General features: G+C 42.7%; 10 protein-coding genes, 1 tRNA gene and 3 rRNA genes. 4 read left to right on the top strand and 10 right to left on the bottom strand.

The window, feature by feature from the left end:
- Positions 1-143: 143 nt before the first annotated feature.
- Entirely contained in the window at positions 144-1772 is a 1629-nt protein-coding gene (locus MA_RS08460; protein WP_011021636.1) for an IS1634-like element ISMac5 family transposase, read from the top strand.
- Between the two features lie 169 nt (positions 1773-1941).
- On the opposite strand, the gene MA_RS08455 is transcribed toward MA_RS08460, so the two are convergent.
- From MA_RS08455 to MA_RS08435, 5 genes are all read right to left on the bottom strand, one after another.
- On the bottom strand, positions 1942-4653 hold the full coding sequence (locus tag MA_RS08455; RefSeq protein ID WP_048065171.1) for a PAS domain S-box protein: 2712 nt from the start codon (positions 4651-4653) through the stop codon (positions 1942-1944).
- A gap of 50 nt (positions 4654-4703) precedes the next feature.
- Positions 4704-7544: a PocR ligand-binding domain-containing protein gene (locus tag MA_RS08450; RefSeq protein WP_048065170.1), complete on the bottom strand. Its 2841-nt coding sequence runs from the start codon at positions 7542-7544 to the stop codon at positions 4704-4706.
- 699 nt (positions 7545-8243) lie between these two features.
- Complete coding sequence (locus tag MA_RS24455; protein ID WP_011021633.1) at positions 8244-9485, bottom strand: hypothetical protein; 1242 nt, start codon at positions 9483-9485, stop codon at positions 8244-8246.
- 49 nt (positions 9486-9534) lie between these two features.
- Positions 9535-9759 carry a hypothetical protein gene (locus tag MA_RS08440; RefSeq protein ID WP_048065169.1) on the bottom strand — a complete coding sequence of 75 codons (225 nt, stop codon included), beginning with the start codon at positions 9757-9759 and terminating at the stop codon, positions 9535-9537.
- A 954-nt stretch (positions 9760-10713) separates the two neighbouring features.
- Complete coding sequence (locus MA_RS08435) at positions 10714-12804, bottom strand: cache domain-containing protein (RefSeq protein ID WP_011021631.1); 2091 nt, start codon at positions 12802-12804, stop codon at positions 10714-10716.
- A gap of 1579 nt (positions 12805-14383) precedes the next feature.
- On the opposite strand from MA_RS08435, the gene MA_RS08425 reads away from it, so the two are divergent.
- Positions 14384-14986 (top strand): adenosylcobinamide amidohydrolase, encoded by a 603-nt coding sequence (locus MA_RS08425; protein WP_011021630.1) that lies wholly within the window; start codon positions 14384-14386, stop codon positions 14984-14986.
- A gap of 274 nt (positions 14987-15260) precedes the next feature.
- On the opposite strand, the gene rrf is transcribed toward MA_RS08425, so the two are convergent.
- The 4 genes from rrf to MA_RS08405 form a co-directional block, all read right to left on the bottom strand.
- Positions 15261-15383, bottom strand: a 5S ribosomal RNA gene (rrf, locus tag MA_RS08420).
- 73 nt (positions 15384-15456) lie between these two features.
- Positions 15457-18360: ribosomal RNA gene (locus tag MA_RS08415) — 23S ribosomal RNA — on the bottom strand.
- Positions 18361-18478: 118 nt separating this feature from the next.
- Positions 18479-18551: transfer RNA gene (locus tag MA_RS08410), tRNA-Ala, on the bottom strand.
- Positions 18552-18637: 86 nt separating this feature from the next.
- Positions 18638-20115 (bottom strand): 16S ribosomal RNA (locus MA_RS08405).
- The 16S, 23S and 5S rRNA genes sit together here with 1 tRNA gene alongside, the layout of an rRNA operon.
- Positions 20116-21249: 1134 nt before the next feature.
- Between MA_RS08405 and mtaC the strand changes: the two genes are divergently transcribed.
- Positions 21250-22032, top strand: a complete 783-nt coding sequence (mtaC, locus tag MA_RS08400) for a methanol--corrinoid protein MtaC (RefSeq protein ID WP_011021627.1) — start codon at positions 21250-21252, stop codon at positions 22030-22032.
- Between the two features lie 13 nt (positions 22033-22045).
- Positions 22046-23431: a methanol--corrinoid protein co-methyltransferase MtaB gene (gene mtaB, locus MA_RS08395; RefSeq protein WP_011021626.1), complete on the top strand. Its 1386-nt coding sequence runs from the start codon at positions 22046-22048 to the stop codon at positions 23429-23431.
- A 598-nt stretch (positions 23432-24029) separates the two neighbouring features.
- On the opposite strand, the gene mtaA is transcribed toward mtaB, so the two are convergent.
- A complete protein-coding gene (gene mtaA, locus MA_RS08390) occupies positions 24030-25049 on the bottom strand; it encodes a methylcobamide:CoM methyltransferase MtaA (RefSeq protein ID WP_011021625.1) in 1020 nt (339 codons plus the stop codon).
- Positions 25050-25207: the final 158 nt, after the last annotated feature.

Raw genomic sequence — 25207 nt, 5'->3', positions numbered from 1 at the left:
TACTTTCAATGAGCATATATTGCGAAGAAGTTATTTTTAACTGCTAAGCGTTACTCTTTATGATTTCTGTTATATAACCTAGATTCGGCAGGTAAACAAATATCTTAATATTATAACTTTTATATCTCTTTCCTGGTCTTCCCATGGCAGAAAAAAACAGCAGTAGAAGAGTTGAATCCTCCCTAAAACGTACAAGGTTCTTAGGTCACCTTGGTCTTATGGCTGGAGTTTTCCGAGAACTTGAGGTTGACAAACTGATCGATGAAAAACTTCCCAAAGAAAGGGATCATACTGTCCCTCACTCAGTCTGCATCCTTGCCATGTTGCTCAATGGTCTTGGTTTCGTAGGGCAACGTCTATACCTGTTTCCTGATTTTTTTAAAAACATTTCTACGGAAAGGCTTTTCGGAGACGGTATAACAAGAGAGGATCTGAATCAATACGTTATCGGAGAGACTCTTGACAGAATCGTAAAATATGGCCCTACAAAACTGTTTACGGAAATTGCTCTTCACATTATGACTCGTCTCCCTATTCCTGTTCATTGTTTACACGCTGACACTACAAGTGTCAGCGTTTATGGGGATTATGATGACGAAGAAACTGAGTCTATTGACATTACTTTTGGAATTCCCAAAAACGGAAGATGGGACCTCAAACAATTTGTACTTAGTTTGATTGTTAATCAGCATGGGATACCTCTTTTCATGAACACACATTCAGGAAATTCTTCCGACAAAAACACAATTCTGGAAGCGATCCAGTCTCTCAAATCAGTTTTAAGACCTGAAAGCGAAGTTTACTACGTCGCTGATAGTTCCTTTTACACAGACAATAATATCAAGAACATGGGAAAGTCATTCTGGATCAGTCGTGTTCCTGCAACAATTACCGAGGCAAAGGAACTGCTAACTGCAAATCTGAACCTGAAAACGCTAAAAAGCGACGAAAGATACTCATTTTATCAAACCTTTGTGGAATATGGTGGAATCAAACAAAAGTGGGTTTTGCTGCTTTCTCACAAGATGAAAGAGAAGAAAGAGCAAACTCTCAGGACGAAGCTTGAAAAAGAGGTTGAAAAAGCAGAGAAGTCTTTTAAAAAACTGAAAGGAGAGGACTTTTTTTGCGAAGAGGATGCATTAAAAGCTGCAGAAAAATGGATTCAAGATTTCCCTTCTGTCTCATTTGAAAAAGTAGATGTGAAATCCATTAAAAAACGTGAGTTGGGGAAAAGAGGCAGACCTTCAAAAGATGAGCAATTAAAGACTTATTACAGGATTAATGGAATCATAAAGGTTAATGATGCTTTTGTTTTAAATGAAATGGATAAAATGGGACTTTTTATTCTTGCAAGTAATGATATCAATCTTTCTCCTGAGGATATGCTGAAGTATTACAAAGGTCAGGATAACGTGGAAAAAGGATTCAGATTCTTGAAAAGTAACACCTTTAGCATATCGAAGGTTTACCTCAAGAACAAAAAGAGAATTGAAGCGCTGACTATGATAATGGTTCTCTGCTTGATGATTTATTCAATTGCAGAATGGAAATTAAGGACAAAATTAGAAGAAGAAAATGAAACGATTCCAGATCAAAAAGGGAAACAAACAAAAAGACCTACAATGAGATGGATATTTTTCAATTTTCAGGGAATTACAGAACTTATTTATCAGAACGAAGGACAAATGAAGTCAGAAATATTGAATATGGAGGAGATTCACTGGAAGATACTGGGTCTAATGGGAGAGAAATATGAAAATATCTATCTCTAATTACGTTAACCTGCCGAATCTAGGATATAATAGAACTTTATTGAATTATAATAGAACTTTATTGAATTATAACGGAATTTTATTGAATTCATTTCAGTAATTTGTTAACGTTAGAATACCCTCAATATGCCATATTATATTTGAGTTTTCAAATATGGGACTCCTTCCTTTATACTGCTGGATGCGACGCCTGATTATTTTTTTCTGTTACTGCAAACTTGATAGTAAATTCAGTCCCATTGCCCCTTTTAAGTTTAAGTTCCCCGTCTAGCTGGTCAACAAGAGAAATTACAAGCTGAAGCCCCAGGCTGTCGAGGTCTTTAATATCAAGGTTTTCAGGAATGCCTATGCCGTCATCTGAAACTGTCAGAACAAAATCAGCACTTTTACAGCCGTTGATTTTGCATTCTCCTTTTTCTTCTCTACGGAGTTTGATTCGGATTTCTCCTTTATCCCTGTCAGGAAATGCATATTTGAGGGAGTTTGAAACCAGTTCGTTGATGATTATCCCTAACGGAATAGCAGCATCCATATTTAAAAAAAGGTTCTCTTCCAGATCGAGATTTAAGTTAACATCGGTTTCAAGTCTGTATGTTATGAGTAGATTATCAGCTAATTTCTTGATGTACTCAGAAAAGTTAAGCACATCGATATTTTTACCTTTGTACAATTCCTCATGTATAAGAGCAATAGAAAGAACCCTGTCCATGCTTACAGCGAAAGCTTTCAACACTTCTGAATCTCTGATATTACTTCTGCCTTTAAACATTTCAGCCTGCAGATCCAGAAGAGAAGAGATTATCTGAAGGTTATTCTTAATCCTATGATGGATTTCCTTTTTACGGGCAATTTCAAGCTTCCTGAGAGCTTCTTCAGCTTCTTTTCGCTTGGTGATGTCAGTGTGAAGGCTCAGAGTTCCAAAAAACTTTCCATCCTTATCAAAAAGAGATTTGGAATTTGTATGCGTCCAGATAGAGTAGCCGTCTTTATGTATAAATTTAATTTCAAAGCTCTCATTGACGTTTTTCTGACCTTTTTCTAACATCTTCTTGATAATAGCCTTACTTTCATCACCGATAAAATCCCACATCGGTCTGCCAATAAGTTCTTCTGAACCGTAACCAAACATATCTTCAATCTTCTTATTGACGAAAGTAATTCTTTCTTCAGCATCAATTATGCTTATACCTTCGTTTGCTGTCTCTACGATGTTTCGGTACTTTTCTTCACTTTCCAGAAGTTTTTCTTCTATTTTTTTTCTTTCTGTTATATCTCTGGAAATGAAAGAGATGGCAGTCAGCTTTCCATAGGAATCAAAAACCGGAGAAAGAGTTATCGAAACGTATATCGTCGTACCGTCCTTTCTTAACCGTAAAGTCTCATAATGCTGTATCTTTTTCCCATGCTTGACCTCTTCGATAAGTTTTATAGTTTCTTTATCTAAATGAGGGGAAGCTAAGACAGATACAGGCTTTCCCAAAACCTCTTCCGCCGAATAACCATAAACATGCTCAGCTTCTTGATTCCAGCCTGTAATGTTGCCATTCAGGGACATAGTTCCAATAGCATCGTTTGATGATTCCACAATATTTGCCAGGATCCTTATTTGTTCTTCTACCCTTTTTATCTCAGTGATGTCCTGAACTGTTCCTTTCACTTGAATAGGGTTATTTTCCTTAGAAAAAAGAACCTCAGATTCCGTATGGACTATGCGTTCTTCTCCATTAGCTAAAATTATTCTATAGTCACCTGCAATAGGTTCTCCGTTTAAACCCTTTTTTATGGCATTATTCACACGGCTCCGGTCATCGGGATGGACATAACTTAGAAATTCGCCGTAAGTTGCGCCTGATTCTTGAGGGGAACGTCCAAAAATGCGATAAAGCTCGGCAGACCAGTATACTTCACCAGTCATAAGATTCCAGTCCCAGTTTCCGACATGAGCCAGTCTTTGAGCTTCAGTAAGGCTACTTTCACTTTCCTTTAACGAAATGTAAGATTTCTCAAGCTCTGCGGTACGTTCTTTAACTGTTTCTTCTAAACTATCGTATGCCTCTTTCAGGGCTTCTTCTGCTTTTTTGCGTTCGATTACCTGTGCAATTAAAAAAGCTACTGAACTGAGAAAGTAGGTGTCATCTGATGTAAACTTCCTTTTTTTCCTGGAATGGACACCAAGCACTCCAAATATTTTTCCAGTACTTCCGATTATAACACTTACTCCGCTATTAACTTCGTGCATTCTCAGTATTTCTGGTTTCCCAAAGCGGCTTTCCTCTTCAAAGTCTTCCACGACCACAGGCGCCCTCGAAAGCAAGGTGTACCCTGCCTGTGACTCCTTTTCCCCTTCAACAATAGCTTTTCCTACAAGTCCATGTTTCCATCCGAACCCAGCCCTTAACAGGAAGTTTCCGTCGGGCATAAGTTCCAAAATTTTACAGAATTCCACTTCAAGTATACTTGCAATCAGCCTTCCGCTCTCATCCAGAAAGTTTTGCAGGCTTTCGTATTCAAGAGCGACTTTTCCTATCTTGTAGAGAACGTCGTTCTGCTTTTCCTTGACACGGAGCCTTTCTTCAAGCTCTTTCTGGTCAGTTATTTCGAACCCGTAAATGTTTACGTTTTTTTCATCAGATGAAGGATGAAACGTAACCAGGTATACTTTTTTCTCTGTTTTTACTTCCGTTTTTTCAGGTCTGTTTAGGGAAATTACCCTTTGCACAAGATCTCCGAAAGTTGAAGGTAGTTTTCCTCCTATTTCCACGCCCCACTCATGCAATAAGGGCTCACCGGCCTCATTTGAGTAAAGAACAGTACCATCCTTTCCAACACTGAGAACAGGATTAGGGTTATTTGTCGGAAATTGCTCCACTTTTGTGTTCATGTTCCCCTCAGGCTCTCTCTTAAGCGGCAATATGCCTAACCTTTATTTTTTCATATTGCTGGATGTGACGCCTGATTATTTTTTTCTGCTACTGCAAACTTGATAGTAAATTCAGTCCCATTGCCCCTTTTAAGTTCGAGTTTGCCGTCTAACTGATCCACAAGAGTGTTTATCAGTTGCATGCCAAGACTATCAACATCTTGAATATTGAGATTTTCAGGAATGCCTATACCATTGTCTGAAACAATCAAAATAAAACTGGTAGCCTTATCGCCTTCCTTTTTGCGTGATCCATTTCCTTTTCTACGGAGTTTAATTCGGATTTCTCCTCCTTCTTTACCGGAAAATGCGTGTTTGAGAGAGTTGGAAACTAACTCATTAACAATTATTCCTAACGGGACAGCGGTATCCATATTAAGAAGGACGTTCTTTTCCATATCCATACACAGGCAGATGTTTTTGCTAGTAAGGCTGTAAGTCTGGAAAAGATTTCCAGCTAACTCTTTGATATACGTTGAAAAGTTCAGCGTATCGTTTCCTTCTCCTTTATAAAGTTCTTCGTGGATGAGAGCCATAGATATAACCCGGTTCTGGCTTTCTCTAAAAGCCTCAATAACTTTCGGATTATCGAACTTATCAGCCTGGAGGTCAAGAAGGGAAGAGATTACCTGCAAATTATTCTTAATCCGATGGTGAATTTCCTTTTTACGGGCAATCTCGATATTTGCTAAGGCTTCTTCTACTTCCTTACGCTCTGTAATATCCTGAATTATTCCCTTCGCTCGGATAGGAATCTTATCTGGATCAAGAGTAACTTCGCTCTCTGCGTGGACTGTGCGCTCTTCTCCCCTGGCTGTAATAATCCTATAATCAATGCCAAAGGGTTTTTCGTCTAAAGCTTTCTTGATAGCATTATCCACATAATCTCGATCATCGGGATGTACATAATCTAAAAAGTCATTATGAATTGCGCCTGATTCTTGAGGATTAAGCCCTAAAATATAATAGATTTCCTGAGACCAGTATGTTTTATCAGTTACAAAGTCCCACACCCAATTTCCAATGTGAGCCATTTTTTGGGCTTCAGCTAAACCTTCTTCGCTTTCTTTCAACGACTTATAAGCATTTTCAAGCTCAGCTGTGCGTTCTTCAACTAATTTTTCCAAATTACCATGTACTTTTTTTAGATCTTCTTCTGCTTTTTTTCGTTCAGTAATATCACGTGCAGCAGCAAAGACCCCAACAACCTTGCCGTTTTCGTCTCTATAAACCGAAGCATTGTACAGGACAGGAGTTATATGTCCATCTTTATGCTGGATTTCAAGAGGATAATCCCGGATCTCACCATGCTTGAATGACTGCTGATAGCCCTTACGGGCTTTTTCAGGCCCGGTGAAGTAATCTGAAAAATCAGTCCCAATCAACTCATTTCTGGAATATCCAGTAACCTGTTCTGTAGAGCCATTCACATCCGTGATCTTACCATTACGCCCAATAGTTACTAAAGGATCAAGACTGGCTTCAATAAGGCTGCGATTATAAAGATTTGATAATCTGAGAGCCTTTTCCATTTTCTTGCGCTCTGTAATGTCGATGAATGCAGAAACAGATCCTTGTGGGTTTCCCTGCTTGTCAAGCAGAGGTCGGGCATTGCCCAGCACGTGTCGAATCTCACCATCAGCAGATACGATGTCCAGCTCGCAGTCTTTAATCTCTCTACCTGCAGCCGCCATCTGCGATGGCATATTTTCAGGCGGAATCTCCTTTCCGTCCTTGAATAGCTCAAACATTTCTGGCTTCTCTCCTTCAGGAGCGGATTTGGAAAAGTTTGTACCCACGGGAACCCGTAACCATTCATAGGAGAGGCGATTACCGGTTAGCTGACCCACCTGGGGATCGTGTGTTAAAAACACAGCTACAGGCACGGCATCTAATACTGCTTCCAGTTCATCCGAACGAGCTTGCTCACGCTTTTCGCTCTCCTGCAACGCGTCCACCAGCTCGTCACGTTCAGCCAGCGATTGAGATAGCTTGATATTGCTGTAGCTTAGCTGTGAGATCATATTAGCAAAGGTCATTAAGAAACCCATGCTTGTATCCACAGCTTCCCTGCTCATCCGCGGAACTTTATCAAGCGCCTTTAGATATTCTTCCTCATTGAAGCCGTACTTTCTAGCCTGGGATCGAAAGAGCTCGTAGTCCAGAGGCTCATCATCGAGAAGGAACTGTCCTGAGAAGATATTACCTATATGCTGCCCTTCTGCCATAATCGGAGTCACTACATCCCACATATTGTTCTTGCATTTGTACAGCCTATATCTTCCCGGAGCAACACCCTTAGACAGATGTATGTCACTATCTTCGCAATACTTGCAGGATTCAGGATTAACCCTGTGGAATTTGGTACAAATCTCCTGCCATCCAGCACTTACCAGAATATTGCCCTTAAGATCGAGTAGGGCCATGGGGGTATGAGCAAGCCTATAAAAATCATTCATAAGGGATTGGACCGTTTTAACATCAATAATATTGGCAAGTTCCAGTTTCTCCTTTTCTTGAGTTTCACTTTCCCGAAGTTTTTCCTCAAGATTTTTACAATCACTTATGTCAAATCCGTAAATGTTTACGCATTCTTGTTCGGGTAAGGGATGAAAAACAAAAAAGTATACTCTTTTTCCCATTTTGACTTCAATTTTTTCAATACCTTCCCGAAAAATTGCCCTCTGGACAAAAATTTTGATATTTGTAGGCAATTTTTCTCTTACTCTCACGCCCCACTTACGTAATAAGAGCTCCCCTGCCTTATTTGAGTAAAGAATGACTCCATCCTCTGCCACACTGAGCACGGGATTTGAGTTTATTGCCTGGAATTGATCCATTTTGACTGTCATTATCCCCTTAGTCTCCCTTTTTAGACGGCAAAAATGCCTAACCTTCAATAATCGTCGAGTAGATTATTATTATAATTATTTGAGTAGGTTATTATTGTAATTATTATATTTTCTGGATAATAAGAGATCATTCACGTTTGGCTGCATTCGATAACTTTAAGGTACATGCTATAATGGCTGCTGCCTCGATTTGCATTATCGTATTTGAATCTTTCTTTTAGAATATTACGACAACTCATAATTTAAATATAATTCCAAATTTATAAAATACTCTGTTGGGCTCATCGAATATAAGCTTTATACATAAAACGTAGTCAAATTTGATAATTAAAAATGGAAGAATGAGTTAAATGGACAGATGTGATTTTCAGGGTCCATGTTAGTAGGAATTCAGGCGTTTGAATCGCACCTCTCGAATTAATGCTTTTTCTATCTTCTCTCGATTTGAGGTAATGGTTGAACTTATGAGCTTTTCATGGGAATTTCTTCGGCTCTGGTGTATATTAGAATATTTTGTTTAATAATGGATTTTCTTTGAAGGCTTCCTGTATTTACATTTCCCATAAAGACCTTCGGCAGGTATCCTCATTTACCAGGGTTATTTTCGGACACGAAGAACACTTATTTATTTTGATGGTGATGAGTTTCTATCCCGATATTATTCACGGGTTACCCAAAAAAAAGAGACTTAATCATAATTTAGAAAGAGGATAACAAACGCTTAAACTTCCTATATTTTTGGACTGCTTTCAGTATGTATCTACCCAAAAATGTTTCATTTTCGATTTTCTTTGTAATTTCTTCTTCGATCTCATCTTCAATGTAAGTTCTGTTTTTTTCTCCAAATACAACAGGACCATCGTCTAACCATGGGATATACTCCCATTTCCAGAGATTATGATTCGAATCATATTCTGCCATTGCATGATTGGAAGTGTTTATAAAAAGCACCGGATGTTCTTCTGTGTTAAAATAGTACTTAATATCATGTTCAGGAACCGGATCTCCAGAATCTCCATGAATTGAATCGTATTCAAGGCCATATTTTTCGCTGTATATATTATGAAATACGAATTTATTGCCTTTAACATCGTCTCCTAATCTGATCCTGAAAGTTTCTATATCAAGAATCCGACCGTAACGGTAATATCGAAACGCTTGGTAAACATTATTTAAAAAAGAATGCTGGCGAAGTTGCTCATTGTTGAAAATTAGCGAAACCTCAATTTCAAGGTACCCATCAACAGTTTTGTAAGAGGCGCAATCCACTATCCGGACAAAATTTTTCATGCTATCTATAGCAGGTTGATAAACAACAGGAATAATTTTTAAGGCATTTTCATTCTCTTTCTTAGGTATTATGGCCTTTACATCTTCTACGTCAAATATATTATCACTTTTTACTGAAGGATTGGAAATTTCTTCAAATATTGATCTGTAGAGATCATACACATTGGAGGACTCTAGAGTTTCCCCTTCTTTTACCCACTCCCAGACCCAACAGTTGTCATTGAACTGAAAAACAAATCTTTCCTTTGGACCCCCGAGGATTTCTCTTCCCCCTTCGTTTTTCCTGGCAGTATAAACATCCTCCCACGGCTCATAAATTTTTTCAAGGTCAAACCCTATCATCAATCTGATCTCAACTTCTTTTCCCCGAAAAGTACTGAAATGCCGCTTTTTCCTTCGGACAATGATTTTTAATTTGTTGTCAGAAGCTCTTACCAGACTGATATTGCACGCAGGATAGTCCCAGATCTCAACTTCTCCGGTCCAAAAAAACCTGGATTTCTTATGTCCCCAGCTTTCATAGCTTTGTTTTACCTTCCATCTTTTTTCCCGATAGGAAAAAAAGAGTTCCGAGGTGGATTCGGGGTCGTTTTTATTTAAGAGCTGATCCTGAACGGAAGTCGGATTAAATAGTTCGAAAAATTCTGTCAATTTACTCCAACCTCCATTGAATTTTGATTATAGGACCCTCTTATTCCTATTAAGCAGGAAAAAAGGCGTACCGGGTCTCAAAAATACCCAGACCCAGCAAGCGATGGGAGTATCCTTCCTTTTCCTGTCGTTTACCTGCTGCAAACAGGGAATATAGATATTGAGCCTGAACATCTGAGGGCACATTAAAAAATGCATTTTCCTGTATTGGCTTTTGACAGAATCTATCAACGAAGTATTCCAGGTTGAATGTTACTATGCATAATTTACTCATATTATTACCCCCCAAGAAAGATTCAATTTTTGAACTGCAACGTTAATCTATCTTCAAGATCAGTTCTCTGATATTCAGTAATAAATTAAGATAACTAACTCGATTAGCATTACTACAATAGGGAAGAATTCTTGCGTTGCTTTAGGCGCATCATCCAATTTTTTCTAAGAAACATGATACAATCCTTTCTTCAATGACTTCCTAAATTTTCTAGAAATTAGAGTTTAAAACCCTGTATCCTAATGCTAATCTGGTTCCATTGATGTGGAATCTTTTTCTATTTATTCCAGGAATTAATGAAATATTTAAAAAGTTTTATTTAATCGTTAAATTAGCAAATTATTTTAAATTGGAAGTGAAAATTACCCATTACTTATATAACACATGGCATATAATAATCGTTTTGAAATATTGATTCGTAGCAGCATTCTGAAAGAGAGCTGACAACAGAAATTAGAAAAAAATTGATTTCAGGAAAAACTCCTGACCTGTACAACCATATTCGACATACAAGGTCGGATTTTAAGTTTTTTTTGAGGCAGTAAAGGTATAACCTAAAATTTTACAACTTGTTACTTAGACAACTTTTATACTAACATCAATTAAATAATAAAAGATAAGTCCCGTTGTTTAGCCAAAACACACTCATCTTCGAAGTAATTTTAATTTTTTTCAGACTTCATAGTCCATTTTCATAGGAATTCGTGCATTTGGCTCGCACTCCTCGCATCCGGAATCTTTTTTCATCCATATTTTTTCACATTTCATGTTCTGTGTAAACTTAGTAATTTTTGTGTAAGCTTCGGAATCTATGTACCTGTTACGGGCTATTATACCGAATAGGCCCGTCCTGGCAGATCCAGGCCTGCCGGATCCTGACTCACAAAAATTGAGCAGATGCCGTATTAGTGTATTGATCAGGCAGCGGCATTAACCTTCTTAAAAACGGGCTCCTCAATAGAAATTCAGGAGTGTTATCAGCAACAGGCATCCCAGGATGACAGGCCAGTACAGCAACTTAACATACAGGTTGTCCTTTGCATTAATAAAGCGGATATCCATATTGGATCCAAAAACTATTGAATTCAAGGACACAGCCAGGATTGCCATATACATTATGAAGTAGAAATATTCAAGGTAGATGATACCGTGCATGGCGGTTCTGGTCCTGAGGGAAGCATGGGCAACGATAAGAACAAAAAAGAGGGAGGAACAGTAACTCAGGACTCCAGAAGAACTGAAACTGAAAAGTGTTTTCTTCTCATCCCGGGTCGTGATCGTAAGCACTGCAAACAAAAGGATGGATATCACTATAACGGACAGAAGGTTGGAAACAAAGGGGTCCTTAAAGTTCCCTTTGATTTCGATATTAAAGTAAAGTTCGGGTACATTGGAATGTGTAAAATCCCCTACTCCGAAATCTGTGTTATAGGAATTTACCCTGTAACTGAAAAAAGTTTTTTGCGGCTCCCAGCCTTCCATCACGAAAGAATGTTCCAGACCCGGAAGACTTTCCGGAACCAGGCTGTCATAGGAATCGAAGTCCGGGACCAGGACGTTTCCTTCAGAAGCATTGTTCCAGAATCTGATCCATACATATTCCCTGTTAAACGGGTATCTGGAATAGTCGAACGGCTGGCGCAGTGCGGTCTTAAAACGCCAGCCTACAACACTTTCATTCTCATTCACATAGGCCCTTTCGATCGTAGTCTCTTTTGATTCAGGAAAACTAAAGCCCGGAGAAGCTACATCAACGTCCAACCCGGAGAAATTTTGCCAGACATATCCGGTCAAAATGATTTCATTGGAACCCGAAAACTCCATAGTCTCGAGAAAAACCCCTGTCGGAATCCTGGAAGTTTTTGAGTCGGTACTGAAGTGTTGCAGCACAGTTTCAACTTCAGCCATATCAAAAACAACAAAGTCCTCGTTCCCACCGTCAAGAGAGGAATAATTTAAAGCAAGATGCCAGATAAAACCCATTCCCAGAATGCAGAGAAATGAAAAAATAAATACGAGGATCCAGAGCCCTCCATGGTCATGCCTGTAAAGAGAGATAAAAAGCAGGAATAGGGAAAATAAAAAAGCAAATGCTGCGAACATTATCCGGATAACGGCGCGTTTCTGCTCCGTCTTTTTTTCCAGCAGAGTCTCTTCCAGAGGAAGAACAATTCCCAGAGTCCAGTCTGTAGAAGGTATACCTTCGTGAAATACCCAGAAAGATTGTCCTGTACGGGAATTTGTTACTCTGTACCCTCCAACTGCCATATTCTGACTTATGAGGTCAAAATCGTAGTATTCTTTTGCCAGTTCACTAATATTTCCGCACAGATACCCCTGAAAAGGACAGGAAATGATCAATCCTTCCCCGGAGAGAATGAAACCATAACCCGTTTTTCCCAGATCAAGACCCCCTACCGCCCCTCTTATCCCTTCAAGGGAATGGCTCACAGCTACCACTCCTGCAGCTTCATCCCTGTTTCCGGATTCCGTAAGATAAAAAGGAACCGAATACTCGATCAGATAAGTCTCGGCTGCGACCCCGAAATAAGGAGAATTCCATACACCAGATCCTTTTTTCAGGGGATTATTGTACCATGCCGCTTTTTCAATGTTATCCGTATAGTTGTACTGGATTGCAGAGTAGTTGACATAAGAGCCGTTCCTTTTGAAATAAAGGGAATGAAGCTTCCCGGCATTGACAGCAGGAGAATATGCAATGCCGATACTGAAGATATCGGAATTGTTCTCCATTTCAGCAAGAAGGCGTTCCCTGAGAGTGAAATCATCTTTCAGTTTTCCGGAACTCAGATCCTTTGAAATCTCTTCGGCAAGGAAACGTGTAGAATCAAGATCTTCCACGATCGTTTTCAGGGCAAAATGGGCCTGATTATGCGCATCTTCCTTTGCTTCTTCCAGTATAATTTCATCCGTCTTACTACTTTTGTATTCGTATACGGCCTGTACCAGCAGCAAAAAACTGAGCAGGCAAAGTATTAAAGCAATACAAACTGCTTTTCTTCCACACCCATTAAATGAAGCCATTTAACCCTCAAACTACCATAAAAATGTCCACCATCAGGTAAATGTAAAAAACTTGACCAGAAAATTCAGGATAATTCTGGTAAAACAATATAATTAAATTTCATATGTAAAAAGGTTTTTGTCAAAAATGGATAATATCGGAATAAAATCAAGCAAATGGAATAAGCGACTTAAAAATCATTATTGGAACCATTTTATTTCATATATCCCTTTCATTTGAATTCAGAAAAACAAACATAACCCCGGGGAGAAACAATCCTGCAACAACAGCAATATCAAATCGAATTTAATGTACTGAAACCAATGTACCCAATGTGCTGAAACCAATGTACCCAATGTACTGAAACCAATGTATCTAATGTGCTGAAACCAATGTACCGACACTAATCCAACTGTAATTTGTGTTCAAGAACTCAAACTCCCGGATATTTCCCTTTTGATGGGGTAATGTAACTGCTTTCAATGTATTTCTCTAATCTGATGCTTGTTTACAGGTCTCTTTTTCAGAATTTGGGATGGTCATAATCTGATGTTATGCGTAAACATTTGTCTGGATGATTTCAGCAAATTATGAAAAATTATTTATAGTATTAAATAGGAAATAGGTTACCGTATTCCTATAGGAATAAAAGAGAGTATAAATCGGGATAGGAGAAGTAAAAGATGGAAAACATAAATGAGGAAAAGTCCTCAAAACTATTTTTACATGGTTTTCTGGCAATGTTATGATTCGGACCCGTATGAAGTGAAATATTCTGTTCAACTGCGAAAGCACTATGAAAGAATTTCAAACATCATAACTTTAAACGGAGGGATTAAATGGAATACGAACTTGAAGAAGTCGAGAGAGATTACATCGAATTCAGAAAAGAAATAGGTGAGGAATAACACAGGCAAATGAAAAACAGCACAGTTAAAGATAGAAAATCAAAAATCGCTTACTTAAAAACAGAATGGAAAAAATGGCATACTTAAAACGGATACTTAAAAACAGATTATTAAAAATGGCATCCAAAAAAAATAGAATATAGATCTTGTCCGTGAGTTATTGAGCAAATCTAAAAACGGTCACATAATCTATGTTCTAACAACTCACAAACTAGCCTTTACTTACTATTCTCAGTTACTGATCCCCTTGACAAGGAAACCGCGCCTTTGATGAAATATACTCATTTTGCAGTGGCTGTCCAGCACCTTGTTCATCGTCTTTCTATTGTACGAATAGTTTTAGTCACTAAAACGATTTTTTTACCCGTTACCACAGAAGAGGCTCTTTCAGAAAAAATTTGGGTCATTCATGGTGTAGAGATGTGGTAACGGGATGATGTTTTTAGTACAAACATACTAAGACTGCCTCCTATATATACTTGATCCAAATATCTATATATTGCCATCATATGTAAATATACGTACAAATAAAACATGAAGTCTAATGAGAAATGTATTTTTAGAGATTCACAGTTGAAGCTTTGAAATGTAATGCAAAATAGAGGAGTCATCCCCAGGAACTGCAAAGAACTGCCAGAAAGCAAAAGAAAAAATATGACAACAACCCTTTCTGGAAAAACGTGATCATTATATGCGATACTATGTAAAAGACAATAATCTCATCATTGAAGGCTATTTTGAAGCCGTGAGCACGGGCTTAAACGGAGGTCGCGCCCAGGTAAACTATCTTTTCAACAAACAGGTTCCAAGAACCTTCAACCCTCCTGACCCGCAGGGGTTCGTAAAAGAAGAAGCTCTCAAACTAAGCTTTGATGCAGCCTACTTCGGCCTTCTGACAGCTGTCAAAATGGAATACCTCCAGGTCATTGAAGACGATTATCTAACCGTTTTCATAACCGCTGGCGTAAGCAACGGCTCTGAATTCAGAGCAAAAATAGGAACCATAAACATAATTTTAATCTCAAAAGTAAGACTATCCGAGACTGCCCTCCTCGGGGCGATCATAACAGCCACCGAGGCTAAAGGACTTGCACTGCTTGAAAAAGGATACACTTTTCTGGGCACGAATACGGACGCTGTGGTTGTTGCCTATGAAACGGGCTCAGGACCTGACCATGAAAATAAGGAAAAGCAGGAAATCCCCTATGCCGGTTCAAGTACTGAGTTCGGAAAAAAGATTACCAAGGCTGTAATGAGAGGAGTTAAGACAGGACTTGAGCTGAGGGGAGAATAATTCATAAAACTTTTTTTGCAAAAACTCTTTTTGCAGCGCCCGGTATAATTAAGCTAATTTTTTAGCACTCAGATTTTCTTTAAGATACCGGAAGTACGCCTACCTCGTATATGAAACGGCAAGCGAGGATTAAAAGAACAGGAAATTAAAAAATGGTCTCACCTGATTCGAAAGTACCAGGATACAAAATTAAAGAATTATTGAAAACATCCAAAAATAATATCAGAAATCCAATTCAAAACTCAATTCTAAAATAGTAAGTAGTATAGGGTGAATTTGGCAGCGATCCAGAGTTCCCGAAGGCTCGCACACTTCAGTACAGTAAGGAACGCGGGGCAGGCTTATCTGCTGTGTTCGGGATGGGTACAGGAGTTACCCTGCCGCTATGGCCGCCAAACTCGACCTATAAATGGGATATGGAAAAGTCATGTATAGTTGTGCTGCATACGGGATTTCGCCTGGACCTGAATTAAGTGAAAGGAACGAATGGTTAGTAAACGCGGACTGAACACCTCGTTGCCTTGGTGCTTACATCCCGTTTCTATCAAACCGGTCTTTTACCGGAATCCTTAAAGAGGTCTCTTTTTAGGTCAGAGTTCGAGCTTAGATGCATTCAGCTCTTATTCCTGAGCGCGTAGCTGCCCGGCGATGCCCTGTCGGACAACCGGTACACCAGTGGCGCCGCTGCTTGGTTCCTCTCGTACTAAAAGCAGCTTACCCGCAGACCTCGGGCACCTCTAGTAGATAGTAACCGACCTGTCTCACGACGGTCTAAACCCAGCTCACGATCTCCTTTAATAGGCGAACAACCTCACCCTTGGCCGCTGCTGCACGGCCAGGATGGAAAGAACCGACATCGAGGTAGCAAGCTGCCGGGTCGATATGTACTCTTGCCGGCAACGACTCAATTATCCCCGGGGTAACTTTTCTGTCATTTTTGGCCCCCACCAAGGAGGCTCAAAAGTTCGCTAGAGCCGACTTTCGTCTCGTCATCCACTGCTGTGCTGAATAACGTCAGGCTGACTTATGCTCTTGCACTCTTCAGCGAGTTTCCGACCCGCTTGAGTCAACCATTGCGCGCCCTTGATATCTTTTCAAGGGCGTCCCGCCCCAGGCAAACTGCCCACCTATCGGGGTCCTCTTCTCAGAGTTAGGGTCGTAGTCCCGGAAGGGTAGTGTCCCAAGGACGGCTCCACGAATGCTGGCGCACCCGCTTCGATGCCTCCTACCTACACTGTACATCCAGAACCACAACCCAACGACAGGCTGCAGTAAAGCTCCACGGGGTCTTCACTTCCCCCTAGAGGTCTCTAGACTGTGCACTAGAATGTAAGCTTCACCGGACTCCAGTTAGGGACAGTAGGGCTCTCATTGATCCATTCATGCAAGTCGCCAATTAAGCGACAAGGTACTACGCTACCTTAAGAGGGTCATAGTTACCCCCGCTGTTTACAGGCCCTTCTTCCCGTTGAACCGGGGTTTCAGGTACCTGCACTGAGCAGGATTCAGAGATTGTACTAGCCCTTACGGGTTTGCAATCTCCTATGTTGGTATTAGACAGTTAGAGCCCCCTGGTCACTGCGACCTGCTGTCTACACAGCAGGCACTCCTTATCCCGAAGTTACGGAGCTAATTTGCCGAATTCCCTTAACTGAATTACTCCGACACGCCTTAGCCTTTTCAGCTAGGGGCACCTGTGTCAGTTCTCGGTACGGACATTTAGCTGTCCTTTTCACGGGTCCCGGGGTGAAGCCGACTTGTGCCATTACAGATTCGCCCGCTTCTCGCCATTACGGCTCTCCACGGGGTTCGCTGCTTAGACGGCGCGACGACGCCGCTCGGCTTGCCCTGAGACGTCAGACTAAACGCTAAATGGTACAGGAATATTAACCTGTTTCCCTTTCGGCGTACTCGAATTACGGTACGTCTTAGGACCGACTAACCCTCGGCTGACGAACATTGCCGAGGAAACCTGGCCCCTTCGGCGGCAGGGAGTCTCACCCTGCTTTGCTGCTACTATTACCAGGATTTTCGTTTGTGAACGGTCCACAGGACTTCACAGCCCTGCTTCGACCCGAACACAACGCCTTCCTACGAGATTACCTTGCGGTACTCCGTGGTATCGGTGGTCGACTTGAGCCCCGTCAATTTTCGGGGCCCCAAACCTCGACTGGTGAGCTGTTACGCACTCTTTGAAGGGTAGCTGCTTCTAAGCTAACCTTCCAGCTGTCTGGGGCTTGGGACGCCCTTTAGTATTAACACTTAGTCGACACTTGGGGACCTTAACCACGGGCTGGGTTGTCTCCCTTACGGACTACAAGCTTACCCCAGCAGTCCGGACTCCGACTTTCTAGGATGACGGGGGGTTTGGAGTTTGACAAGCGAGCGAGGGATTTCTCCCCCGGAATCGCCAATCAGTGCTCTACTCCACCGACGATCTCAAGTCAGGTCATGCTGCGACATGTTTCGGAAGGAACCAGCGGATGCCGGGTTAGATTAGCATTTCACTACGAGACGCAGGTCACACGAATGATTTGCAGATCAATACCGTTTACGGTCCTCCACGTAGCTTTCGCCACGCTTCAACCTGCCCACGCCTAGATCACCCGGCTTCGGGTCGTACCCCGGTGACTCCACGCACTTGTATACGTCGTGCCTCGCCAAAAGGCTGCGCACATGTTGCTTTCGCTTCGGCTGCCCAGATAAAAGGTTAGCCATTGCCACCAAGATACACTCCCTGGCCCGTTCTTCAAAACGTAAGATACGACACTGGCAGTGACATTCGTACTACATCCTCGCGAATGATTCCTTCATGCCAGAGATCCTTTCATGCCGTATCGTTCCATCACTATCAGGTTTCAGGCACTTTGCACCTCCCTTCTCGGGGTACTTTTCAGCGTTCGGTCACCCTACTATTTCGCTATCGGTCTCAAGGAGTATTTAGTTTTGGAGGTTGGTGCCCCCCAGATTCACGCACGATATCCAACGCACGGTACTCAGGGACATGTTCCGGTCTTTTGGCGTACATCTAAGTGACTGTCACACTCTATGGTCTGCCGTTCCAGGCAAGTTCGATTTTACCGCCAGACGTTTGAACAGCCCTACAACACCACATGTCCCCGAAGGGATTCGGTTTGAACTGTGCCGGTTTCACTCGCCGTTACTTACGGCATCTCAATTGATTTCTTTTCCCGCTCCTACTGAGATGTTTCAATTCGGAGCGTTCCCGATCATGAATGATCACTACGGAGAGGTCCCATTCGGAAATCCCGGGTTCATTGGCTCCATGCACCTACCCCGGGCTTATCGCAGCTTGGCACGTCCTTCATAAGCTCTTGAGCCGAGCCATCCACCTGATAGCATAATTCCTAATTACCTAACCAGGTCCAGTAAGCGTCCAGTATACAGCACATATACACGACTTCATATGCCTGAGCTTCAGCACAGGCTATCCATCCTTCCCCGAAAAACTACTTTCCGGGTGCACAAAAATGGACTTGCTGGGACTCGAACCCAGGGCCTCTGCCTTGCAAAGGCAGCGATCTTCCAGCTGATCTACAAGCCCGAGAGAGACGAGAGATCCATAAAGGATCTCAGGTTTGAGGATTTGATCGGTTTATCGGCATCTGGGTGGTAGTGTTTTTTCGGCTTAGGAGGTGATCCAGCCGCAGATTCCCCTACGGCTACCTTGTTACGACTTAACCCCCCTTGCAAAATTCAGGTTCGAACACGGCACGAAGTCCGTGCCCTCACCCATACCTCACTCGGGTGGTTTGACGGGCGGTGTGTGCAAGGAGCAGGGACGTATTCACCGCGCTATATTGAAACGCGATTACTACGGATTCCAGCTTCAAGAGGGCGAGTTACAGCCCTCGATCCGAACTACGGATGGGTTTGTGAGATTACCAGCCCTTTTCAGGGGAGGGACCCATTGTCCCATTCATTGTAGCCCGCGTGTAGCCCGGGAAATTCGGGGCATACTGACCTACCGTGGCCCGCACCTTCCTCCGATTTAACACCGGCGGTCCCCACAGAGTACCCATCGTCCCGGAGGACATGCTGGTAACAGTGGGCACGGGTCTCGCTCGTTGCCTGACTTAACAGGATGCTTCACAGTACGAACTGGCGACGGCCATGCACCTCCTCTCAGCGATTCAGGCAAGGTCTTCGGCCTGGCCTACATATTGCTGTCGTCCCCGGTGAGTTGTCCGGCGTTGAGTCCAATTAAACCGCAGGCTCCACCCGTTGTTGTGCTCCCCCGCCAATTCCTTTAAGTTTCAGCCTTGCGGCCGTACTTCCCAGGTGGCTCGCTTCACGGCTTCCCTGCGGCACCAGACACGGTCGCGCCATGCCTGACACCTAGCGAGCATCGTTTACGGCTGGGACTACCCGGGTATCTAATCCGGTTCGTGCCCCCAGCTTTCGTCCCTCACCGTCGAACCCGTTCTGGTAAGACGCCTTCGCCACAGGTGGTCCCACAGGGATTACAAGATTTCACTCCTACCCCTGTAGTACCTCTTACCTCTCCCGGTTCCAAGTCTGGCAGTATCCCCCGAAAGCCTAACAGTTGAGCTGTCAGATTTCCCGGAGGACTGACCAAACCGGCTACGGACCCTTTAGACCCAATAATCACGATCACCACTCGGGCCGCCGGTGTTACCGCGGCGGCTGGCACCGGTCTTGCCCGGCCCTTGCTAACAGATGTATTTTACACATCCGGACAGCCAGCATATGATGCTGGCACTCGGTGTCCCCTTATCACGGTTTCCCGCATTGTAAAGTTTTCGCGCCTGCTGCGCCCCGTAGGGCCTGGATTCATGTCTCAGAATCCATCTCCGGGCTCTTGCTCTCACAACCCGTACCCGTTGTCGGCTAGTAGGTACGTTACACCCACTACTACCTGATAGGCCGCAGACCCATCCTTGGGCAGACGAATCCGTTTTACGCAGAAAGCATTCCAGCATATGTGCGTTATCCGGTATTATCCCCAGTTTCCCGGGGTTATGCCGGACCCAAGGGCAGGTTATCCACGTGTTACTGAGCAGTACGCCATGTTCACAAAGAACATATGACTCGCATGGCTTAGGCGAACACCGATAGCAGTAACCTCTGGCAGGATCAACCAGAATTGTTAAGGTATCGCACACTTAAAATTAAAGGTCTTGGTCGCAGAAACTTGCACTAACAACATCAATTCAGTTAGTTCATTTTTCGCGATAGATATTTGAAAAACATCTATCACCCAGAATTAACCGAACCGACAAATCCTCGTCAGACAGGAAAGAACTCCTGGCTCCATTAAAAGATGAAAGAGATTTTTGTAATTCAACCCACACAACCACGTTGTGTGAGGGATACATACAAGACATTTCTTATATATAAAGATTTGTATTACACATCTTCAAGCAAATTCTTGCAAAGATCCGGAACAAAAGACGTTTTTGTTTGAATCAAGGAAAGACTTTGCCATTTCAACCATTTGAGATCGAAACAGATGCACTCGCTAACACATTCGCTTTGTGTGAAGGATACATACAAGACATTTCTTATATATAAAGGTTCCTGTCGAACAGTTTTTTTTCCACAAGGACGTTTTGCAAAAGAAATTTTTGCTGTAAATCCACATGAACACTGTCGCCTGATCACTTAAGATAAGGGAAATACCTAGATGCAGTACTTGAATAAATACATTTCGATAAATTCTTCCAAAAAGGCCGATGAAAAGATGATCAGAAAAAAATGAAATTACTTAAAATCAAAAAGATAACAAATTTTCAGAAAAAATAAAATATAAATTATGATTAAAAAGTATTATATTAACACTATAAGCGTGTATTTTAGAATTTTTTTCAGCACATAGTAGATTATTTTTTCCACAAATTGGCATCCGAGGTTATAACGTATTCAGGAAAAATCTAGATTCTTCCAATAAACTAAGAGCACGAAAACGAGAGAGGAAACATGAATCTCAAACAGAGAACATACATAGAACCTTTAGATGGCTCAGTGAATTTTATATATAGAGAATTCCAATTAAATTAAGGGGAGTTAGAAGTCCCTTTAAGAAATTGGGAAGAAATTGGGAATTTAGATCTGGTTAGACCTTAAATAGTTGCTTGTGTCTAAAAATGGGGAAGAATATGACATTAAAATCTTGTTAAGGTCTTGTTAGCAGAAATTTGATTTTCAACCCAGCTTTTGCCCTCTGAAAAAAGCAGAGACTCCTGCAGATGACGAGGGATATTTACTCCTCAAATACTAAAATGGAGGTTAAATATTTGATAGATATAGACCCCAGTGGTATTCTGGTTCGTTACAACGTTCAAATGGAAAAGGAAATGACACCGGAAGAGGCCGCAGAAGAGCTCTATCCAAAAGACTCTTTAATATATCCGGTTGCAAAAGCCATCTTCGAGGGAGAAGAAGATGACGTTGTAGAAGGACTGCAGAAAGCTATCGACTCTGGAAAAGACCCGATCGCCCTTATCAATGATTCCTTAATGGTAGGGATGGGTGTTGTCTCCAAGCTTTACGATGATGGAGTTATTTTCCTGCCAAATGTCATGATGTCTGCCGACGCCATGCTGGAGGGTATCGATTTCCTTAAGCAAAAAGCCGGGAAAGCTCCTGAAGTCAAGGGCAAAGTCGTCTGCCACGTGGCAGAAGGTGATGTCCACGACATCGGCAAGAACATTGTGGTTGCGCTGCTAAGAGCAAACGGCTACGATGTAATTGACCTCGGAAGAGATGTCCCTGTCGACGAAGTCATAGAAACCGTGGAAAAGGAAAGCCCATTGATGCTGACAGGTACAGCTCTCATGACCACAACCATGTATGCCTTCAAAGAGATCAATGACAAGCTAATGGAGAAAGGCTACAGGATTCCCTTTGCATGCGGTGGTGGAGCTGTAAACCAGGACTTCGTGTCCCAGTATGAGCTCGGCGTTTATGGTGAAGAAGCATCGGATGCCCCGAAGATGGCTGATTTCATCAAGGCCCATGGGGACAACATTGTAAAGCTGAGGGAGAAATTCCATAAACACTGAGGAGGTTGAGTGAATGGCAGTAACAAGATGTACCAAGATGGCTTATTCTTCAGCAGACGAGATGGTCTTCGGAAAAGCTACAAAACCTGTCAAAGCAGGACTCGGGCTTGAAATCGGTGCCGGCTACACAACCCCTGAGGTGAACTATGCTCCAAGACCTGAAGCTGGCGCATCCAAGGAAAAACTCATAAAAGAATACGAAAGGATCACCACTGACATCATGGCAAGGATGGTCCAGATCGGAGCCCCCTCAGTCGTGCTCGAAACCGAACACGTCCAGCAGATGTCAAATCACCCAGACTGGGGAGCAGCCGTTGCCCATGCCCAGAAAACCATCATGGAAGACTACCATGACGAGTACGGCATAAAGTGCGCCCTCCGCCACACAATCGGTGATATCCGTGAAAGCAGAGACTACCTCCAGCTCAGGGGAGACAAATACAACACATTTATAGAAGCTTTTGAACAGTGTGCCCAGAACGGTGCAGACCTGCTTTCCGTTGAGTCGATGGGTGGGAAAGAAGTCTTTGACTATGCTATTCTCAGGAACGATATGGCGGGTGTACTTTTCGGTATCGGTGTGCTCGGCAGCATGGACATGGAAATGATATGGTCCGACATCGCAGACGTTGCAAAGAAGAACAATGTCGTTGCAGCTGGTGACACCGACTGTGCCCAGGCAAACACTGCAATGTTCATCGCAGGCGGCCTCCTCGACAAGAACCTGGCTCACACCATTGCAATTATTGCAAGGGCAATTTCCGCAGCAAGGACCCTTGTTGCGTATGAAGCAGGTGCAACCGGCCCAGGAAAAGACTGTGGATACGAAAACAGCGTTGTCAAAGCCATAGCAGGTGTCCCGATTGCTCAGGAAGGTAAGACCTCAACCTGTGCCCACTCTGACCTGATGGGTAACCTGACAATGCAGTGCTGTGACCTCTGGTCTAACGAGTCCGTTGAATACCACGGTGAATTCGGCGGTACCACGGTTCAGTGCTGGTCCGAGACTCTTGCATACGACTGTGCTCTGATGAATGTAGCTCTTGATTCAGGCAATGAAAAAGTTCTGAGAGACATGTTCGCAGCTTCGGATATGTACAGAGATCCCCAGGGATATGTTCTCGCCTATCAGAACGCTTACAGAGTAGGAGAGGCGATAGCTAAGAGCGGAAACGATATTTACGTTCGTGCCAAGAACGCAGCACTCGAGTCTATCGCAATCGTTGAAGAAGGAGCAAAAGGCAAACTTGAAATTTCCAGGTTCGAAACCAAAGCCCTTGCAGATGCAAAAGCTGCTTTTGAGGGCCTCACAGACGACAAGGACAAGTTCATGAGCGACTGCCTGGACAAATATAAGAAGGAAGTCAAAGTCTTCCTGCCGGAGAACTACGGCCTCTAAATGAGCCTGTTCTTCCTTTTTTCTTTTTTTCAGCTATTCTCAACATTCGGGCTTTTTCAAACATTCGGATTTTTAAGGATTTCTCGAGTATACGAAATACTCCGAAGTTTACCGTCCCTGCCAATACCTGCTCATCTTCCTGCTAACCATTTACCAGAAGAGTCCAAAACGAGAAGAACAGGTCAGAAGGCAGAACCTCAAAAATTTAAAACTTAAAAAATTGGTGCTCCCCGATTAGCTTGTTGATCTATTCCGGAATCCAGGTGGAAATCTTTTGCAGTTCTTTCTCCCTGTGCTGCACGAAACCGGGATCATCCTCCCTGTTAGATAAAAAAGCAACTCAAAAGCCGACACCGCAGTTAAAAGAAACAATACATTGAAGAAAATTGCCCGGGGGTTGAAAAAATACGGTTGAAAAAATACTATCCTCAAGCCCGGAGCCCGCTTTTCGATTCGCAGATAGATACAAATGCCTCCACTACTTCGTCGAGCTAAACTTAAAAATTAAAAAGTAGATAGTAAAATTAAGAAGTAGAAGGTAAAAGGCAGGAAGTAAAAAGTAAAAATTTAAAAAATATATTTCTATTTTTCAGGTTCTTCAAGCGTAATACTCGTCCCTTGATTCGACCATTGCCTTGATGTTGGCAACCGAGGTCATAGGAGCAATCCCGCAACCAGGGGCGAGCACATCTACTCCGTCTGCAAGAGCCTGCTTGGATTCGGCCTTGATCTTGTCAACAGGGCCAGGGAGCAGAGTGAAGGGACTTGAGATATTTCCTACCAGCCTTGCCCGGGTTCCGAGGACTTCCTTTGCTTTCTTTATACTGCCGATCTTTTCCTCGACACTGAGCCCTTCAAAGCCGCAATCTGCCATATAGTTGAGGATCGGGTTCACATTCCCGCAGACATGGAGGACAGTTACGCTGTTCACGCTGGAGGAGAACTTCTGCAGCCGCGGCTCAAGTTCGGTTTTGAAAGTGTCAGGGCTCATGAGGTCAGGAGACGCAACCGGGTCTGCAACAGAAATTATGTCAGCTCCTGCTTCAACCATTGCATTTGCATAGACTACCGTGCCCTCGGCTGCGAAATCCAGAATCCGTTCGAAAAGGTCAGGTTTCTTAATGGACCATTTCATGAAGGATTTTACACTTGAAAGATCCGAGGCAAGGGTTACCGGCCCTTCCATGCCCCCGATCACCGGGACATCGGGACCTACCTTTTCCCTGATGATTTTTATGGCTTCAAGCACAACAGGAATCCTGCCCGTCCCCAGCAAATTATCGGGCATTTTCAGGCCTTCCAGATCCTTGGGATAAGGATGCGCAGTAACCGAAGGCTGCCTGTTCTTTGTCCCCATGTTGACCTCACAGCCCATGGCTTCAGCAAGAACGGTCAGGCAGTAAGGAACCCTTACGGCTTCAAGCCCTCCCAGTTCATGGGTTGCAATTGCCAGTTTTGCCATAAGCCCGGCGTCAGAGTGAGCTTCAGGCCAGGGAGCCCCGACTTCATCCATCAGTTCCACGACCCCGGTCTGGGTCACCGAACAAACAGGCACTTTGTCAACTTGCTTTCCTTCGAGGGCGTTTAATAACCTCTCCTTAAGTGTCATGTCACTCATCTTCAATCTTCCCCAAATATTCAATTCACAAAATTAAAAATTCTGTACGAATTGTTTTTATTTCTTCAAAATGCTTAAGATTTGAGTTCCTGGAATTTATTTGAACTCCGAATCAGACTCTTATCAGGATCGCCTCAGTGACCCCTTGAGGCGCAAAA

The organism is Methanosarcina acetivorans C2A (genome assembly GCF_000007345.1).
GTDB lineage: Archaea > Halobacteriota > Methanosarcinia > Methanosarcinales > Methanosarcinaceae > Methanosarcina > Methanosarcina acetivorans.
The sequence above is the reverse complement of the archived record's forward strand: the minus strand, read 5'-3'. Positions and strand labels throughout refer to the sequence as shown.

Coding starts and splice junctions, on each gene's coding strand:
- MA_RS08460 (WP_011021636.1), top strand. CDS start 144: ATGGCAGAAAAAAACAGCAGTAGAAGAGTTGAATCCTCCCTAAAACGT.
- MA_RS08455 (WP_048065171.1), bottom strand. CDS start 4,653: ATGAACACAAAAGTGGAGCAATTTCCGACAAATAACCCTAATCCTGTT.
- MA_RS08450 (WP_048065170.1), bottom strand. CDS start 7,544: ATGACAGTCAAAATGGATCAATTCCAGGCAATAAACTCAAATCCCGTG.
- MA_RS08440 (WP_048065169.1), bottom strand. CDS start 9,759: ATGAGTAAATTATGCATAGTAACATTCAACCTGGAATACTTCGTTGAT.
- MA_RS08435 (WP_011021631.1), bottom strand. CDS start 12,804: ATGGCTTCATTTAATGGGTGTGGAAGAAAAGCAGTTTGTATTGCTTTA.
- MA_RS08425 (WP_011021630.1), top strand. CDS start 14,384: ATGCGATACTATGTAAAAGACAATAATCTCATCATTGAAGGCTATTTT.
- mtaC (WP_011021627.1), top strand. CDS start 21,250: ATGGAGGTTAAATATTTGATAGATATAGACCCCAGTGGTATTCTGGTT.
- mtaB (WP_011021626.1), top strand. CDS start 22,046: ATGGCAGTAACAAGATGTACCAAGATGGCTTATTCTTCAGCAGACGAG.
- mtaA (WP_011021625.1), bottom strand. CDS start 25,049: ATGAGTGACATGACACTTAAGGAGAGGTTATTAAACGCCCTCGAAGGA.